Source organism: Pseudooceanicola aestuariicola, from assembly GCF_045763785.1.
Classification (GTDB): Bacteria; Pseudomonadota; Alphaproteobacteria; order Rhodobacterales; family Rhodobacteraceae; genus Pseudooceanicola.
Genome location: NZ_JBJGSF010000001.1, coordinates 127,724 through 143,494, shown reverse-complemented (window position 1 = coordinate 143,494; position 15,771 = coordinate 127,724). Strand labels below are relative to the sequence as shown.

Genomic DNA, 15,771 nt, shown 5'->3' with positions numbered 1-15,771 from the left:
ACGCATCTGACCGTCATGCGTCCAGCTTGGCAAGGGGGCGTTCCTGCTGGGCCAGATACTCGCGCGCTTCGCGGACACTTAGCAACCGGCCGGCGGGCGCAGACTGGGGCTGTTCCATCAGATCATTAATCGCGCAATCCAGCGCAATCGCGATGTCACGCCGCGCCTGCCCGGGCAGCGATTGCAGCGACCGATCGGCCAACAGCAGGCTTTCGGCCGCAACGCCCTCGGCCAGAACAACGGCGTGACGATCCAGCAGGATGTGATGGTAGGCGACGGGGTCATCCCGCTTGACCTGCTGAACACCGCTTTCCTTCAGCAGCGCCTTGGCCGGGGCCAAAAGAGGCGTGCCATCGGCATCCAAGCCGATTTGGATGCGATGCTGCGGCGACACCTTCAGCGCCCGCTCAGGCGCAAACCGCGATGCAGGCCGGATGGCTATGGGACGCTGATCAGCAGGCAGATGGGCATGGACACGCTTTCCGGCCCACAGAACCGTCGCCGTGTCACCGCCTGCGGTCGTGACCACATCGCCCGGCACCAGATCTTCGATCCGCGTGGCGCCGTCCGGCGTGGCAATCCGCGTGCCTTTGCAGAAACAAATCGGGCTGGCCCCTTGCGACGTGGCGGAATAGGCGACCGGGTCCACATCGACGACCATCGCGATCGCCCCCAACAGGCTGGGTTCCCCATCGGGATAGGCAAACAGTAACTCGCCGGTGTCCACATCCTGCATCAGGACCAGATCAACCGGCAGGCCGGTCGGCACGATCACCCCAAGGACAGAAACACCCGGCTGCGCGAAACCCGACCCCAGAAACTCAACCGTCCGCCCGTCCATCGCGAACTGTTCGCCGACATACATGATGCCTTCGTCGGTCGGCAGGGTGACGTTGGATTCGGTGGGACCAAAGGACGACAAGAGCAAATTCGTCTGGTTCCCCCATAGGGAGCTCAGAGCCAGACCGAAGAGGTACGGTCTATATGCTACGGTCAGATCCACGGCTCTGCGTACTCACCATCGGGTCAGGCCCGGCGGGGCCACTTCCTTTCAGAAAGCAACATGTACACAGCAGCCCAGCAGGGCCGGATTGTGTCGGTTTGGGGGTCAATTGTGGCATTAACGTTTTTTGCAACGACTCTGTTGCAAAATTCGCAACATCCCCTGTTTTTAGAGGGCAAATCGCCACTGGTCAGAGTCTCTGACCCTTAGCCACAAGGCGCTACGCCTACTTCTTTCGGATAGGCAGATTTACCATTCGCGTGAATTTCCCCAACGTAAAGGAGTGTCGCAAATGTGCCTTTACGGTTTTGCTGATCGGAAAAACGGTGCCACAATTCGGCCCGCTGTTTGCCACAATCATGGGGGCCGCTGCCTTGGTTTTGCCACACTCGGTCCTTTACTCCGTCCCGCAAACCTGACACCGAACAGCTCAAGTTGAACGGAGCCGCCCATGTCCAAAGAGAACGCGTCCAAAGAGAAAAAGACCCCGCGTAAACAGCAGGTCTTCACCCTGCTGGTCGAGGTCGGCCGGTCCAAAGACGACGGTCTGCCCGAAGGCAGCACCGGCGCCGCGCTGATGTGCTATGCCTCTGGCGTGGACGAGGCCGAGGCGGTGCGCGAAACCGTCGCTATCCTGAAACAGGCGGACATGGCGCCGCTGGATGTGTCGGGCTATGGCACCTTGGACGAACGGATCGCCGAAGGGCACGACATCGGCGCGGACGAACGCAAGCTGATGGCGCAGGCGCTGTCCGACAACGCGGTCATCGTGGCGCAGGTGACTCCGTTCTATGACGAGGACGAAACCGACTAAGGCCCTCTGCGCGCGTCGAAAAACCTGACCACCGTACGCAGCCCCGCACCCCTGATTTGAGATTTTTCGCCCAATCGGTTACCTCTATGGTCAATCAACAAGAAGGAGTGCGCCAAGTGCCCATCGATCCCGTTTCCCTGACCGCCGACCTGATCCGCTGCCCATCCGTCACGCCCGAAGAAGGCGGCGCGCTTGTCCTGCTGGAACAGGTCCTGACCGACGCTGGCTTCACCTGCACGCGGGTGGATCGCAACGGCACCTCGAACCTCTATGCCCGCTGGGGCAACCGCGGCGCGAACCGATCCTTTGGGTTCAACGGCCATACCGACGTGGTGCCCGTGGGGGACGAATCCGCGTGGTCCGTCCCGCCCTTTGGCGCGGTCGAAAAGGACGGGATGCTGTGGGGGCGCGGCGCGACAGACATGAAATCCGGCGTGGCGGCCTTTGTTGCCGCAGCCGTGGATTTCGTGACCGACACGCCGCCCGATGGTGCGGTCATTCTGGCAATCACCGGGGATGAAGAAGGCGACGCCACCGATGGAACCGTCGCCCTGCTGGACTGGATGCAGGCCAATGGCGAGGCAATGACCGATTGCCTTGTGGGCGAACCGACCAGCCCCAACACCATGGGCGAAATGATGAAAATCGGCCGCCGCGGGTCCCTGACCGCGTGGTTCGAGGTGACGGGCATGCAGGGCCATTCCGCGTATCCCCACCGCGCCAAGAACCCCCTGCCCGCTTTGGCTCGCCTGATGGACCGGCTCGCGTCGCACGAGCTGGACACCGGCACCGATCACTTCGATGCCTCGACCCTTGCCATCGTCACGATGGACACCGGAAACCCTGCGACCAACGTGATCCCGGCCAAGTGCCGTGGCACGGTGAACATCCGCTTTTCCGACGCCCATTCCGGCGACAGCCTGTCGGCATGGCTGCGGGAAGAGGCCTCCAAGGTCGCGGCAGAGTTCGACGTTCAGATCACCCCGACGATCAAGGTGTCTGGCGAAAGCTTCCTGACCCCTCCGGGTGCCTTGTCCGACATGATCTCCAAGGCGGTTACGGCGGAAACGGGCGTTGTGCCTGAATTGTCGACCTCGGGCGGCACGTCGGATGCGCGGTTCGTCAAGGATCACTGCCCTGTGGTCGAATTCGGGCTGGTCGGCCAGACGATGCATCAGGTCGACGAACGGGTCGAGATCGCGCAGATCCACCAGTTAAAATCCATCTACGCCCGTATCCTGACGGATTATTTCGCGTAAGTTGCGGCTTCACGCGGAGTCTCGTCATGCGCCCCCGCCTTGTCATCATGGTGAAAGAGCCGGTCGCCGGTCGGGTGAAAACCCGGCTGGGCCGCGATATCGGCATGGTCCCCGCCGCGTGGTGGATGCGGCATCAGCTGGCGTCCTTGGTGCGGCGGCTGCGGGACCCCCGATGGGATCTGGTGCTGGCCGTTGCGCCGGATCGGGCTGTGGGCAGTCGGATGTTGCCTGAGATGACGATTCAAGTACCTCAAGGCAGCGGGACACTCGGTGATCGAATGGCTTTGATCCTTAAGGGAAAGCCCAAGCGATTGAACCGCAAGCATAGGGCCGCGACCGACCCGAGGGTGGCGCAATCGCGCCGCCCTGGGGGGCGGGCCCCTCTCGGTGTTTGCTTGCAAACACCTGCCGGTCAATGCGGCGCGGCCCGGCGGTGCCGCCGGGCGGGACACACCTCATGGGACAGCTCCCCCACCCTCATCACCGGCGCTGACATCCCCGGCATCACCCCCGCCCACATCGCCCGCGCTTTCCATGCCCTCGGGGCGCATGACGCCGTGATCGGCCCTGCGCCAGACGGGGGATTTTGGCTGATCGGGATGGGCACCCGCACGCCGCCAGCGACGCTTTTTCAAAACGTCCGCTGGTCGACTGAACACGCGCTGGCCGATACGCTCTCTACCCTCCCCGGCTGGAAAATCGCGCAGATCGACACGCTACGCGACGTCGACACTGCCGCCGACTTGCCCTCCAATCGTTTTGCAAATGACGCCCCTGCCCGCGCGTGATAGGCCCAAGACATGAGCCAGATACCCTCCAAAGACGAGATCCTGAAATGGATCGCTGACAATCCCACCCTGACGGCCAAGCGCGACATCGCCAAAGCCTTCGGGATCAAAGGCGCCGCACGCATCGACCTGAAGCGTGTGCTGAAAGAGCTTGAGGCCGAGGGTCATCTGGAGAAACGCAAGAAGACCTACCGCGACCCCGACCGCCTGCCGCCCGTATCTGTGCTGCAGGTCAATGCGCCCGACCGCGACGGCGACCTGACCGCCAAGCCGCTGGAATGGCATGGCGAGGGGCAGGAACCTGTGGTGCATCTGGTGCTGCGCGACGGGGATCCGGCATTGGGCGAAGGCGACCGTATCCTTGCGCGTCTTACGCTGCAGGACGGCGGCCCCGACTATGAAGGCCGCATGATCCGCCGCATCGGGCACAACCCGAAACGCATTCTGGGCATCTTCCGCGCGGGATCGGAAGGGGGGCGGGTGGTGCCGATCGACAAGGGCTCGGACCTCGAATGGATGGTCGCTGCGGGCGCAACGCATGGCGCCAAGGACGGAGAGCTGGTCGAGGCCGAGCAGGCCGGCCCCAAGGCCCGCATGGGCCTGCCCAAAGCGCGCGTTGTGAACCGTCTGGGCGACCCTTCGGCGCCCAAGGCCGTGTCCCTGATCGCCATCCACCAGCATGGCATTCCCGATGACTTCCCGGACGAGGTCATAGCAGAGGCCGACCGCGCCAAACCCGTGGGCCTAAAGGGCCGCGAAGACCTGCGCGACCTGCCCTTTGTCACCATCGACCCTAGCGATGCGCGCGACCACGACGATGCCTGTTACGCCCATCCGGACGATGATCCGAAAAATAAGGGCGGCCATGTCCTGTGGGTCGCGATTGCCGATGTGGCGCATTACGTGCGCCCCGGATCGGCCCTTGATAACGAGGCGCGGAAGCGGGGCAATTCGACCTATTTCCCCGACCGCGTGGTGCCGATGTTGCCGGACCGTTTGTCGGGCGATCTTTGTTCCCTGCACGAAGGCGTGCCGCGCCCCGCGATTGCCGTGCGGATGCGGCTGGACCCGCACGGGGTCAAGCTGGGCCATAGCTTTCACCGCGCGCTGATCCGATCGGCGGCGTCGCTGCATTACGAAGAGGTGCAGCAGGCGATGGACGGGTCGGTCAGTGACAAGTGCGGGCCCCTGATGGACGACGTGATCCGGCCCCTCTACGCGGCCTATGCCGCGTTGAAAGAGGCGCGGGAAAAGCGGCAGCCGCTGGATTTGGACCTTCCGGAACGCAAGATCGTGCTGTCCGACGAAGGCGAGGTTCTGTCGGTCAATTTCCGCGACCGTCTGGATGCCCACAAGCTGATCGAAGAGTTCATGGTGCTGGCGAACGTCGCCGCCGCCGAGACGTTGATCGCCAAGAAATCCCCTCTGCTGTTCCGCGTGCACGAAGAGCCGCCCGTGGAGAAGCTGGAGAGCCTTCGCGACACTGCGCAGGCCGCCGGGTTCAACCTTGCCAAGGGGCAGGTCATCAAGACGGCCCATCTGAATTCGCTGCTGAATTCCGCCGCCGGTACGGATCATGCAGAGCTGATCAACATGTCGACCCTGCGGTCGATGACGCAGGCCTATTACGCGCCGCAGAACTTTGGCCACTTTGGTCTGGCGCTGGCGAATTACGCGCATTTCACATCGCCGATCCGGCGGTATTCCGACCTGATCGTGCACCGATCCTTGGTCGCGGCGCACGGCTGGGGCCCGGATGGTCTGGATGAGGCCCAGATCGACGAACTGGACAGCGTGGCTGGGCATATCTCGGAAACCGAACGGCGGTCGATGACGGCCGAGCGGGATACCAATGACCGTTACCTTGCGGCGTATCTGTCAGAGCGCGAGGGGCACGAATTCTCGGGCCGGATTTCCGGCGTCGCGCGGTTCGGGGCTTTTGTCCGGCTGGATGAGACCGGGGCCGACGGGCTGATCCCGATCCGGTCTTTGGGCGACGAATTCTTTCACCACGACCGCGAGGCCGCGACGCTGATGGGGTCGAAAACGGGCCGGATCATTCAGCCGGGGATGCGCGTCACCGTGAAACTGGCCGAAGCCGCGCCGGTCACCGGCGGGCTGATGCTGGAGCTGTTGTCGCTGGATGGTGAGGCCGTGTCGCACGGCCCCGGTGGCGGGCGTGGTTCGCGAGGGCGCGGGCGCTCATCCGGGCGGCCTTCTGGCGGTGGACCCAAGCGGAAGCTGGTGCGTGCCAATAAGAAGGGCGACAAGGTGAAGAAGAAGCTGAAGCGTCAGGGGCGCTGAGGCTAAGATTACAGATTACTTTGTGTTGGGCTTTTAATTTAGGGCAGCGCCGACCCGGGGTGGCGCATAAGCGCCGCCCATGGGGGCGGGTCGGCGCTGCCCGGCGTGCCGCCGGGCGGGACCTATGACCTAAGCTATTCCTAAAATGCTAGTTTATTCGGCAGGGCGGATGAAAACCGGCTTTTCTTCGGTCGAGGCCTCTTCGTCGTATTGATACCCGCCAAGGTCGAAATCCTTGATGCCTTCGGGGTCGGTCACGCGGCGGGTGATGATGAAACGCGCCATGGAGCCGCGAGCCTTCTTGGCAAAGAAGGACACGATCTTGGCCTTGCCGTTCTTCTCTTCCAGAAACGTCGGCGTAATCACCCGCAGGCCCAGTTTGTCGGTGTTCACCGCACCGAAATATTCCTGACTGGCGCAGTTGATCAGCGTGTCAGTCCCGACCTCTTCCGCCTGCTTTTTCAGGGCTTTGGCCGGGTCATCGCCCCAATAGTCGTAGAGGTTCTTGCCGCGACGCGTCTTGAGCCGGGACCCCATTTCCAAGCGATACGGCTGGATACCGTCCAGCGGGCGAAGCACCCCGTAAAGGCCCGAGAGGATCCGGAGGCGATCCTGCGCCCAGTCAAGTTCATCCGCGTCGAGCGTCTCGGCCTCGAGCCCCTGATAGGTGTCGCCCGCAAAGGCCAGCGCGGCGGGGCGCAGGGCGTCGGCGTCAGGCTCATCGGCGTAGTCGCGATAGCGGTCGCGGTTCAGCTTGGCCAGATCGTCCGACAGGTCCATCAGACCTTTGAGTTCCGTCAGCGTCCGGCCCCGCATCGTGCGGGCCAAGCTGTTGGCCTGATCCAGAAAATCAGGGGTGGTCAGGTCGACGTTGCGGTCGGACCAGTCAAGGCGTTTGGCGGGGGAAATCACGATCAGCATGTGGGGGAGTTAGCTCGCTTCTGCGATGGCGTCCAGAAAGGCGGCGCCAAAACGTTCGGTTCTGCGATCGCCGAGGATCCGTTCTAGCGCGACAGGGTCGCTTGGCCGGGCGTCTGCGACTTTGGCGATGACGGACGCAGAGCAGGACAAAGGTTTTTCGGTGCCATCCAGACCATGGTACAGATCGCGCTGCAGCTCCATCAGGCGGTCATACAGATTGCCGTGGCCCTTGGCGGCCAGCTTCATCCGCTTTGGGTGCATGTCTTCGACCGATCCGGTGATGACCGACAGGAAGGTCGCGCCGTAAGTGTCCAGCTTCTTGGTCCCCACGCCGGACACCTTTGCCATGTCGTCCAAAGTCTGAGGGCGCTGTTCGGCCATTTCGATCAGGGTGCGGTCGTTAAACACGATATAGGCCGGCACACCCTGTTGTTCTGCCAGTTCGCGCCGCTTGGCCTTAAGCGCCGACAACAGCGGTTCGTCCTCTTCGTTCACCAGCGTCTTGACCGCGCGGCGGGATTTGGCGGCGGTGATCGTGTCGCGGCGTAGGCGGATGCTGTCTTCGCCGCGCAGGATCGGCAGGGCGTCGTCGGTCATGGTCAGCGCGCCGTGGCGGTCAGGATTTGGACGGATCAGGTCGTGGCCCATCATCTGCCGGAACACGGCCTGCCATTCGGGACGCTTCAGATCGCGGCCGACACCGAAAGTGGGCAGGTCTTCATGGCCCTTGGCGCGGACCTTTTCGGTCGGGTTGCCTGTGAGGATGTCAATCAGGTGGCCCGAGCCGAACCATTCGCCGGTGCGCAGGATGGCCGACAGCGCCTTGCGGACTGCCTCGGTGCCGTCGAACACCTCAGCCGGGCGGTCGCATAGGTCGCATTTGCCACAGGCGGTCGCCTCTTCCCCGAAGTATTTCAACAGGGTGGCGCGGCGGCAGTCCAAGGCCTCTGCTAGACCCAGCAGCGCGTTCAGGCGGCCATGATCGGCCATGCGGCGCTCGGGCGGGGCGAGGCCTTCGTCGATCTGCGACCGGCGCAGGCGGATGTCGTCGGACCCGAACAGGGTCAGGGTTTCAGCCGGGGCCCCATCGCGGCCCGCGCGGCCGATTTCCTGATAATAGGCCTCGATCGATTTGGGCAGATCGGCGTGGGCAACCCAGCGGATATCGGGTTTGTCGATGCCCATGCCAAAGGCCACGGTGGCCACGACGATCAACCCATCCTGCTGCTGGAACTGGGTTTCGGCGTCGCGCCGGGCGTCTGCTTCCATCCCGCCATGATAGTAGATCGCGCTGTGGCCCGCGTCGCATAGCGCCTTGGCCAGTGTTTCCGTCTTCGCCCGCGTGCCGCAATAGACGATGCCAGACTGGCCTTTGCGCGCGGTGGCAAAGTCGAGTATCTGACGACGGGGCTGGTCCTTGGCGGCGAAGGCCAGATGGATGTTGGGCCGGTCAAAGCCGCGCAGAAACTGCTGCGGCCTGCGGGTGTCGAACAGGCGGCTGACAATCTCGGCCCGGGTTTCGGCGTCGGCGGTGGCGGTAAAGGCGGCGACGGGCACGTCCAGCGCCTGACGCAGGTCCCCGATCCGCAGGTAGTCGGGGCGAAAATCATGTCCCCATTGGCTGACGCAATGCGCTTCGTCCACGGCAATCATCGACACGCCGACGCGCTGCAACATGTCGCGCGTCCCGACCGAGGCGAGGCGTTCCGGCGCCAGATAGAGCAGTTTCAGCGTGCCTGCCTGAATCGCCTGCCAGACGGCTTCGGTTTCTTCCTCGGTATTGCCGGATGTCAGCGCGCCCGCCTCAACCCCCGCGGCCCGCAGCGCGCGGACCTGATCGCGCATCAACGCGATCAGCGGCGAGATCACCACTGTCACACCCGGCCGCATCAGGGCAGGCAATTGATAGCACAGGGATTTCCCGCCGCCCGTGGGCATGATGGCCAGAACATCCTGACCGGCGGTCACGGCGTCGACAATCTCTTCCTGGCCCGGACGGAATGCGTCAAAGCCGAAAATCTCGCGCAATAGCGTGTTGGTGTCGGACATGCGCCCCTCAGCATTCCGGAAACTGCTCTTATTCGGCCTGAAACCGATTAAGGACCAGTAAACCAAAATCTGGTAGGGTCATGCAAGGCGCCAACCGCATCTGGTGGCGCCTTTTGCTTCATCTTTCCAAAAATACTCATGGCGCATCGGGTCAGCCCGCACGGCGTCAGTAGAAGGCGGCGATGTTGTTCGTCAGGATGATGCGCAGGGCATAGACGCCGATCAATACGACCAGCGGGGCCAGATCGAACCCACCCATCTGCGGCAGGATGCGGCGGATCGGGCCATATAGCGGTTCAAGAATGCGGTTCAGACCGTACCAGATTTGACCCACCAGTTGCTGGCGGACGTTAAGAACCTGGAACGAGATCAGCCAGCTCATGATGACGTGGGCGATGACAAAGAACCAGACGATGTCGAGGATCAGCATCAGGATCTGGAAAAGGGATTGCATCGGTCACTCCATTCAACGGCCGCCTATCGGGCGGTTTCTACGTAGGGACAGACGCGCGATATGGCAAGGGCGCGCCGCGCCGCTGCGTCATCTGGGCCCAAGCGCCCTGCCCCGGTTGACTATGCCGCAGCGCAGCGTTTTCTAGGGCCAACAGGAGAAACCCCATGTATCCCTTTATCCGTCTTGCCAAGGAAATCCTAAAATTCCGCAAAGCCCCGCCGCTGGGCTTTCGGGATGTCCATATCTCTCATCACCGGATCTGGCCTTGGGATCTGGACTTCATGTCCGAGCTGAACAACGGCCGCACCCTGTCGATCTTTGATCTGGGACGGATCCCCTTTGCCATGCGTTCGGGATTGTTTCGGGTGCTGCGGAAACGGAAATGGGGGCTGACGGTGGCCGGATCGGTGGTGCGCTATCGTCGCCGTCTGACCAACCTTGAGAGGATCGAGATGCAGTCGCGCCTGCTGGGCTGGGACCACCGCTTTGTTTATATTGAGCAATCCATGTGGACCCGGGACGGCACCTGCGCCAACCACGGGATTTTCCGGACCGCGCTGGTGGGTAAGGGCAAGATGGTGCCCACCGACGACATCCTGCGCGAAATGGGGGTCGAGGATACCTCGCCCGAGTTGCCGGACTGGGTGGCGGCCCTGTTCGAAGCGGATGACACCCGCCCCTGGCCGCCGGAAAAGGTCTAAGGTCTGCGCGACGCAAACCGCGCTGTCATAAAGGATTTTCTTGCCCCACTGCCTGTTTCCGGCTTCTATCGCCGAAACTGGGGGACAATCCATGGCATTGCGCAAACGTATCTGGGGCTGGTTCTTTTTCGACTGGGCCAGCCAGCCTTACAACACCCTTCTGATCACATTTATCTTTGCGCCTTACGTCAAGGAATTGATCGGCGACGGCGCGCAGGCGCAGGCGGCCTGGGGGTTCGGGATCGGGCTGACCGGGTTCCTGATCGCGATACTCGCCCCTGTTCTGGGTGCGATTTCCGATGTGTCGGGCAATCGGCTGCGGTGGATTTGGGGGTTCTCGGTGCTGTATGTGCTGGGGTCTGCCATGCTGTGGTATGCGGCGCCGGGCGACTTCAACCTTTACACGACGCTGTTTTTCTTCGGCATCGGCATGATCGGGATGGAATTCGCGACCATCTTTACCAACTCCATGCTGCCGGACCTTGGTACGAAAGAAGAGATCGGGCGCATTTCCGGTAATGGCTGGGCCTTCGGATATGCGGGCGGGTTGGTGACGCTGGTGCTGATGCTGGTGCTCTTTGCCGAAAACGCCGAGACAGGTACGACGCTGATCGGGATCTCACCTATCTTAGGGCTGGACGCCGAAGCGCGCGAAGGCACCCGGTTCGTCGGGCCGCTGACCGCAATCTGGTACGCGGTCTTCATGATCCCTTTCTTTCTGTACGTGCGCGACCCCAAGCCCGCGAAACCGCCTAAGGGCGCAACCAAGGCAGCCCTGACAGGGCTGGTCGGCACCTTGAAGAACCTGCCCAAGACGCCATCGCTGTTCGCCTATCTCGGGTCGTCGATGTTTTACCGCGACGCGCTGAACGGCATGTATTTCTTTGGCGGCATCTACGCATCCGGCGTGCTGGGATGGTCGGTGGTGTTCATCGGCGTCTTTGGGATCGTCGCGATCATCGCGGGGGCCATCTTTGCGGTGATCGGTGGGCGGATGGACGAAAGGTTCGGGCCCAAGCCGGTGATCACGGTCTGCATCCTGGTTCTGGCCTTCGTGGCGGTGTCGATCGTCTTCGTGTCGCGGACATCGGTCTATGGGATCACGGTCGGCGCGGACTCGATGCTGCCGGATATCGTCTTCTTTGTCTTCGGCGCGCTGATCGGCGCGGCAGGCGGTGTGATCCAATCCGCCAGCCGGACGATGATGGTGCGGCAGGCCAACCCCGACCGCATGGCCGAAGCGTTTGGACTGTACGCCTTGGCGGGTAAGGCGACGTCGTTCCTTGCCCCGACTTTGATCGGGATTGTCACTGCAATAAGCGGATCGCAGCAGATCGGCGTGTCGCCCCTGATGTTCCTGTTTCTTCTGGGGCTGATCCTGCTACGGTGGGTCAAACCCGAAGGAGACCGCACCGCATGATCCGCCACATCGCCTTTGCCCTGACCTTTGCCCTGGCCGCCTGCGGCGGGGGGCGTGAAACGGCCAGCACGCAACAGGTGGCCCGACAGGCCGTGCCCGCATCGATGGCCGGGCAGCAGGCGAAACAATTGTTCGGGGCGATGTCCTTTGCCTCGGCGCAGGGCGCTGCGCCTTTCGGCAGCTATGCCAAGGGCTGTGCCGCCGGGTCAGAGCAACTGGCAGAAACCGGGCCGACATGGCAGGCGATGCGCCTGTCGCGGAACCGGAACTGGGGCCACCCCGAGATGATCGACTACCTGCAGGATTTGTCCCGCAAGGTGGCCACCCTGCCCGGGTGGGAAGGCATTTACGTAGGCGATATTTCCCAGCCTCGCGGCGGGCCGATGCTGACGGGCCATGCGTCGCACCAGATCGGGCTGGACGCGGACATTTGGATGCTGCCGCCCAAACGCCTGAACCTGAGCAGGAGCGAGCGTGAAAGCATCAGCTCAATCTCCATGCGGCGGGCCGGCGGGGCTTACGTAAATTCCGACTGGACCCCGCAGCACCATCAGGTGCTGAAGGCGGCCGCCAGCGATCCGCGGGTGGCGCGGATTTTCGTGTTCCCCGGCGCCAAGGTTCAGATGTGTAACGACGAAAAGGGTGACCGCAGCTGGCTGCGCAAGATCCGGCCATGGTATGGTCATCACTACCATTTCCACGTGCGTCTGGCCTGCCCCAAGGGGGCCAAGGGCTGTGTGAACCAGTCGCCGCCGCCTGCCGGTGATGGCTGCGCGGATGCAGAGCAATGGGTGCGCAACATCCTGAACCCGCCGCCGCCCAAGCCCCGTGATCCCAATGCGCCCAAGCCGCAGCCCAAGCGCGAGTTGACCATGGCAGACCTACCCGGCCAATGCGTTTCGGTTCTGCAGTCGCAGTAAGCCTATTCCTGATTTCGGGATGCGTCCCGACGACCCCGCGCGAAGATTTCGCGCGGGTGTCTTTTGATGCGGTCGGCGGGTTGTCTGGTCTGACTGTGTCCGACGATGGCGCAGGCTTTGTCGCGATCAGTGATCGCAATACCCTGATCCGGGGGCGGTTCATACGTCCTGACGGTGTCTTGCGCGGGGTAGCGATCGATAGCCGTGACCGGCTGAAGGATCCGCAGGGGCGTGATCTGGTCGGCGCATGGAACGATGCCGAAGGGCTAGATGAGACAACGGATGGCACGTTGTGGGTGTCGTTCGAGGGGCAGCATCGGGTGGCCCGGTTCGGCCCTGACCTGCGGGGCACGCGGTTAAGCGACCTGCCGCCGATTGGTGATTTGAAACCCAACAACGGGTTCGAGGCCCTGGCGCTGGATCCGCAAGGCCGGGCCGTCATCATCATGGAAAAGCGCAAAGGGCGGCATGATCGCACTTATGTGTTGCGGCATGATGCGGGTGGCTGGATGCGGCTGGCCGATCTGCGCCTTGAGGGTGGTTTTCTGCCCGTGGGGGCGGATTTCGGGCCGGACGGGCGGCTTTATGTGCTGGAACGGCTCGTCAGCCCTATCGGGTTCCGGTCGCGCATTCGGCAGATCGAGGTGATGGATGAGGGCGAGATGGAGGGGCGCACCCTCTGGACGTCAAACGCCAGCCTGGGGAACCTCGAAGGGCTGTCGCTTTGGACCGATGACAAGGGTCGGGTGCGAGCTACGATGGTGGCGGATGATAACGAATCCCCTGCCCTCTTTGGTGGATTTGTCGAAATAATCCTTGCCAAGAGCCCGGCGACCCTTTAGGCGACGCCCCCGGTCCATGGTGGGCCACAAGTCTCCGCGACCTTGTCTAAAAAACGGTATCAAAACATGACTCGAATTCTTCCCGGCGTACTCGCCATGGCCGCCGTCGTTGTGGCCTCTAACATCCTTGTGCAGTTCCTGTTCGGCCAATGGCTGACTTGGGGTGCATTCACCTATCCTATCGCTTTCCTTGTCACCGACGTGATGAACCGCGTCTATGGCGCCCCTGCTGCCCGCCGCGTGGTGGCCATCGGGTTCGTCGTCGGCGTGATCTGTTCTCTGATCGGCACGCAGATCATGGGCGAGTACGGCCCGCTGGTCACATGGCGGATCGCCATTGGATCGGGCCTTGCCTTCCTGACCGCGCAATTGCTGGACGTGGCGATCTTTGATCGGCTGCGGGGCGGCCAATGGTGGCGCGCGCCGCTGGCGTCGACCATCGTGGGATCGTCGGTCGATACGGCGATCTTCTTTACCATCGCCTTCTCGGCCTCTTTGACCTTTATCGAGCCGGGCAATGACGTGTCTTGGGCGGGTGAAGCGCTGCCTTTGCTGGGCGTCGGGCCTGTTGTCCCGCTTTGGGTATCGCTGGCTGTGGCCGACTGGATGGTGAAATTGATCCTCGCAATCGTGGCTTTGCTGCCTTTCCGGGCGATCGTCAGAAAAGTTTCACCAGACCTTGCGTAATTTTCATTGACCGACACGAAATCTGTGGCACCCTGAACTCATCGGAAACAGATGAAAGGAGGTGCTCTAGTGTCTATTGGGATTACGGAGAGAGGTGTCGGAACAGTTTGGAGAAAAACCACCTGAGGCAGCCCTCGGGGTGTTTTAAACCAAATTGGTGCACGCCTAACCGGCGCACCTCCTAAACTCGAGGGGGCCATCCGAACCGATCGGATGGCCCTTTTGATTTGCCGGACGAAGGCTTGGCGTTACCTTCTGTTTCGGGACGATTGGAACGATTTCATGCTGCGCATCACCGATAAGATCACGATCGAGGACTGGGAGATCACGGAGCAATTCGTGCGATCCTCCGGTCCCGGCGGGCAGAACGTGAACAAGGTGTCGTCTGCCGTCGAGCTACGGTTCGAGGCGGAGCGGTCGCCATCGCTGCCAGACGCGGTCAAACGGCGGCTGCGGCGGCTGGCGGGGCGGCGCTGGACCAAGGACGGGGCGCTGGTGCTGCAGGTGTCGTCGGAGCGGTCACAGGCGCGGAACCGAGAGATCGCGCGGGAGCGGTTGGCGGAATTGGTGCGGAAGGCGACCGTCGCGCCCAAGCGGCGGATCCCGACGAAGGTGTCGGCCAATCAGAAGCGGAAGCGGGTTGAGGCGAAGAAGGCGCGGTCGGAGGTGAAGGAAGGGAGAGGGTGGGAGAGGCCGTAGGGTGGGTTTGTAACCCACCGTAGCGCGGGTGGTTGGAGGGCGGTTGGGTTTGCGTAGGGCGGGGTTCACCCCGCCTTTTTGTTGGTAAGCAGGTTGGCGGGGTGAACCCCGCCCTACACATTTCGTCCGAAATGGCATATATTGCCAACACCCAACCCGGAGTTCCCCATGGCCACGCGTAATGTCGTTCTGACGGATCAGCAGGAAAACCTCGTGAACCAGCTTGTCGCCTCTGGGCGTTTCCAGAATGCGAGTGAGGCGTTACGGGCCGGACTTCGATTGCTTGAGGCCGAGGAAGCCGGAACGCTGGAATTGCGCGCGCGGCTTACGGAAGGGCTACGTCAGGCGGACGCCGGAGAACTGGCCGAAGGAAGTGGAACAGATGCCGTGCGGCGGGCCTTTGCGAAGGCGCGGGACAGGGCGTGACCCGGCCATGGCGGCTGACCCGGCAGGCGGAGGAGAGCCTGACGGAGATCGCGCTTTGGACTTATGAGACATTCGGACCAGCTCAGGCAGAGGCCTATGAGGCGGAGCTGCTGGCCTGCTGCGAGGGGATCGCGGCGGGAGAGGCGGTGACGCAAGGCTGCGACGTGCTGGTTCCGGGGGCAGAGGGGCTCCTGTTCGCGCGGGCGGGCGGGCATTACGTGGTGTTCGTGGAGCGGGACGGGGCGGTTGTGGTGGTGGACGTGGTGCACCAGCGGATGGATTTGGGGAGACGGGTGCGGGAGTTGGGGCGGTCGGGTGCGTGATTTCGCGCACCAATGGCGGATGGTGCGTACGAGCGCGCACCCTACGGTTCACCTCAAACTGCCGACAGCCAAGATGACGATTACTCGATAACCATTATAAAATCGTGTAATTTTTCACACAATTTTTGGAGGCATCCGAACATTGAATCGAACTCTTCAAC

16 protein-coding genes are annotated in these 15,771 nt (G+C 62.6%); 12 read left to right on the top strand and 4 right to left on the bottom strand.

What is annotated here, in order from left to right:
• Positions 1 to 13: 13 nt before the first annotated feature.
• Positions 14 to 922 carry a Hint domain-containing protein gene (locus ACI3GR_RS00530; protein WP_407491818.1) on the bottom strand — a complete coding sequence of 303 codons (909 nt, stop codon included), beginning with the start codon at positions 920 to 922 and terminating at the stop codon, positions 14 to 16.
• A gap of 532 nt (positions 923 to 1,454) precedes the next feature.
• On the opposite strand from ACI3GR_RS00530, the gene ACI3GR_RS00525 reads away from it, so the two are divergent.
• The 4 genes from ACI3GR_RS00525 to rnr all read left to right on the top strand — a co-directional run bounded on the left by ACI3GR_RS00525 (position 1,455) and on the right by rnr (position 6,168).
• Positions 1,455 to 1,817, top strand: coding sequence for a DUF8846 family protein (locus ACI3GR_RS00525; protein WP_407491816.1), 363 nt, complete (start codon positions 1,455 to 1,457; stop codon positions 1,815 to 1,817).
• Positions 1,818 to 1,903: 86 nt separating this feature from the next.
• Positions 1,904 to 3,076 (top strand): succinyl-diaminopimelate desuccinylase, encoded by a 1,173-nt coding sequence (dapE, locus tag ACI3GR_RS00520; protein WP_407491815.1) that lies wholly within the window; start codon positions 1,904 to 1,906, stop codon positions 3,074 to 3,076.
• Between the two features lie 26 nt (positions 3,077 to 3,102).
• A complete protein-coding gene (locus ACI3GR_RS00515) occupies positions 3,103 to 3,864 on the top strand; it encodes a TIGR04282 family arsenosugar biosynthesis glycosyltransferase (RefSeq protein ID WP_407491814.1) in 762 nt (253 codons plus the stop codon).
• A 12-nt stretch (positions 3,865 to 3,876) separates the two neighbouring features.
• Entirely contained in the window at positions 3,877 to 6,168 is a 2,292-nt protein-coding gene (gene rnr / locus ACI3GR_RS00510; protein ID WP_407491813.1) for a ribonuclease R, read from the top strand.
• Between the two features lie 153 nt (positions 6,169 to 6,321).
• On the opposite strand, the gene yaaA is transcribed toward rnr, so the two are convergent.
• The 3 genes from yaaA to ACI3GR_RS00495 form a co-directional block, all read right to left on the bottom strand.
• A complete protein-coding gene (yaaA, locus tag ACI3GR_RS00505; RefSeq protein WP_407491812.1) occupies positions 6,322 to 7,089 on the bottom strand; it encodes a peroxide stress protein YaaA in 768 nt (255 codons plus the stop codon).
• Between the two features lie 9 nt (positions 7,090 to 7,098).
• Positions 7,099 to 9,138 carry a DNA helicase RecQ gene (gene recQ, locus ACI3GR_RS00500; protein WP_407491811.1) on the bottom strand — a complete coding sequence of 680 codons (2,040 nt, stop codon included), beginning with the start codon at positions 9,136 to 9,138 and terminating at the stop codon, positions 7,099 to 7,101.
• Between the two features lie 166 nt (positions 9,139 to 9,304).
• Positions 9,305 to 9,592, bottom strand: a complete 288-nt coding sequence (locus ACI3GR_RS00495) for a YggT family protein (protein WP_407491809.1) — start codon at positions 9,590 to 9,592, stop codon at positions 9,305 to 9,307.
• Positions 9,593 to 9,756: 164 nt separating this feature from the next.
• Between ACI3GR_RS00495 and ACI3GR_RS00490 the strand changes: the two genes are divergently transcribed.
• The 8 genes from ACI3GR_RS00490 (at position 9,757) to ACI3GR_RS00455 (ending at position 15,610) form a co-directional block, all read left to right on the top strand.
• Positions 9,757 to 10,293 carry an acyl-CoA thioesterase gene (locus tag ACI3GR_RS00490; RefSeq protein ID WP_407491808.1) on the top strand — a complete coding sequence of 179 codons (537 nt, stop codon included), beginning with the start codon at positions 9,757 to 9,759 and terminating at the stop codon, positions 10,291 to 10,293.
• A gap of 91 nt (positions 10,294 to 10,384) precedes the next feature.
• On the top strand, positions 10,385 to 11,713 hold the full coding sequence (locus ACI3GR_RS00485; protein ID WP_407491807.1) for an MFS transporter: 1,329 nt from the start codon (positions 10,385 to 10,387) through the stop codon (positions 11,711 to 11,713).
• Between the two features lie 104 nt (positions 11,714 to 11,817).
• Positions 11,818 to 12,633 (top strand): penicillin-insensitive murein endopeptidase, encoded by an 816-nt coding sequence (gene mepA, locus ACI3GR_RS00480; protein ID WP_407493573.1) that lies wholly within the window; start codon positions 11,818 to 11,820, stop codon positions 12,631 to 12,633.
• Positions 12,606 to 13,475, top strand: coding sequence for an esterase-like activity of phytase family protein (locus ACI3GR_RS00475; protein WP_407491806.1), 870 nt, complete (start codon positions 12,606 to 12,608; stop codon positions 13,473 to 13,475). Before mepA ends, ACI3GR_RS00475 begins: the two co-directional genes overlap by 28 nt.
• A 66-nt stretch (positions 13,476 to 13,541) precedes the next feature.
• Positions 13,542 to 14,162 (top strand): queuosine precursor transporter, encoded by a 621-nt coding sequence (locus tag ACI3GR_RS00470; RefSeq protein ID WP_407491805.1) that lies wholly within the window; start codon positions 13,542 to 13,544, stop codon positions 14,160 to 14,162.
• A 282-nt stretch (positions 14,163 to 14,444) separates the two neighbouring features.
• Positions 14,445 to 14,861, top strand: coding sequence for an alternative ribosome rescue aminoacyl-tRNA hydrolase ArfB (gene arfB / locus ACI3GR_RS00465; protein WP_407493572.1), 417 nt, complete (start codon positions 14,445 to 14,447; stop codon positions 14,859 to 14,861).
• A gap of 168 nt (positions 14,862 to 15,029) precedes the next feature.
• Positions 15,030 to 15,287 (top strand): type II toxin-antitoxin system ParD family antitoxin, encoded by a 258-nt coding sequence (locus ACI3GR_RS00460; RefSeq protein WP_407491803.1) that lies wholly within the window; start codon positions 15,030 to 15,032, stop codon positions 15,285 to 15,287.
• Positions 15,284 to 15,610 carry a type II toxin-antitoxin system RelE/ParE family toxin gene (locus ACI3GR_RS00455; protein ID WP_407491802.1) on the top strand — a complete coding sequence of 109 codons (327 nt, stop codon included), beginning with the start codon at positions 15,284 to 15,286 and terminating at the stop codon, positions 15,608 to 15,610. Before ACI3GR_RS00460 ends, ACI3GR_RS00455 begins: the two co-directional genes overlap by 4 nt.
• The last annotated feature ends 161 nt before the right edge of the window (positions 15,611 to 15,771 follow it).

Bases quoted from the DNA above. Each gene is read 5' to 3' on its own strand.
- ACI3GR_RS00490 (WP_407491808.1), top strand. From the start codon at position 9,757: ATGTATCCCTTTATCCGTCTTGCCAAGGAAATCCTAAAATTCCGCAAA.
- mepA (WP_407493573.1), top strand. From the start codon at position 11,818: ATGGCCGGGCAGCAGGCGAAACAATTGTTCGGGGCGATGTCCTTTGCC.
- ACI3GR_RS00475 (WP_407491806.1), top strand. From the start codon at position 12,606: ATGCGTTTCGGTTCTGCAGTCGCAGTAAGCCTATTCCTGATTTCGGGA.
- yaaA (WP_407491812.1), bottom strand. From the start codon at position 7,089: ATGCTGATCGTGATTTCCCCCGCCAAACGCCTTGACTGGTCCGACCGC.
- recQ (WP_407491811.1), bottom strand. From the start codon at position 9,138: ATGTCCGACACCAACACGCTATTGCGCGAGATTTTCGGCTTTGACGCA.
- ACI3GR_RS00525 (WP_407491816.1), top strand. From the start codon at position 1,455: ATGTCCAAAGAGAACGCGTCCAAAGAGAAAAAGACCCCGCGTAAACAG.
- ACI3GR_RS00485 (WP_407491807.1), top strand. From the start codon at position 10,385: ATGGCATTGCGCAAACGTATCTGGGGCTGGTTCTTTTTCGACTGGGCC.
- rnr (WP_407491813.1), top strand. From the start codon at position 3,877: ATGAGCCAGATACCCTCCAAAGACGAGATCCTGAAATGGATCGCTGAC.
- ACI3GR_RS00495 (WP_407491809.1), bottom strand. From the start codon at position 9,592: ATGCAATCCCTTTTCCAGATCCTGATGCTGATCCTCGACATCGTCTGG.
- ACI3GR_RS00460 (WP_407491803.1), top strand. From the start codon at position 15,030: ATGGCCACGCGTAATGTCGTTCTGACGGATCAGCAGGAAAACCTCGTG.
- ACI3GR_RS00470 (WP_407491805.1), top strand. From the start codon at position 13,542: ATGACTCGAATTCTTCCCGGCGTACTCGCCATGGCCGCCGTCGTTGTG.
- arfB (WP_407493572.1), top strand. From the start codon at position 14,445: ATGCTGCGCATCACCGATAAGATCACGATCGAGGACTGGGAGATCACG.
- ACI3GR_RS00515 (WP_407491814.1), top strand. From the start codon at position 3,103: ATGCGCCCCCGCCTTGTCATCATGGTGAAAGAGCCGGTCGCCGGTCGG.
- dapE (WP_407491815.1), top strand. From the start codon at position 1,904: ATGGTCAATCAACAAGAAGGAGTGCGCCAAGTGCCCATCGATCCCGTT.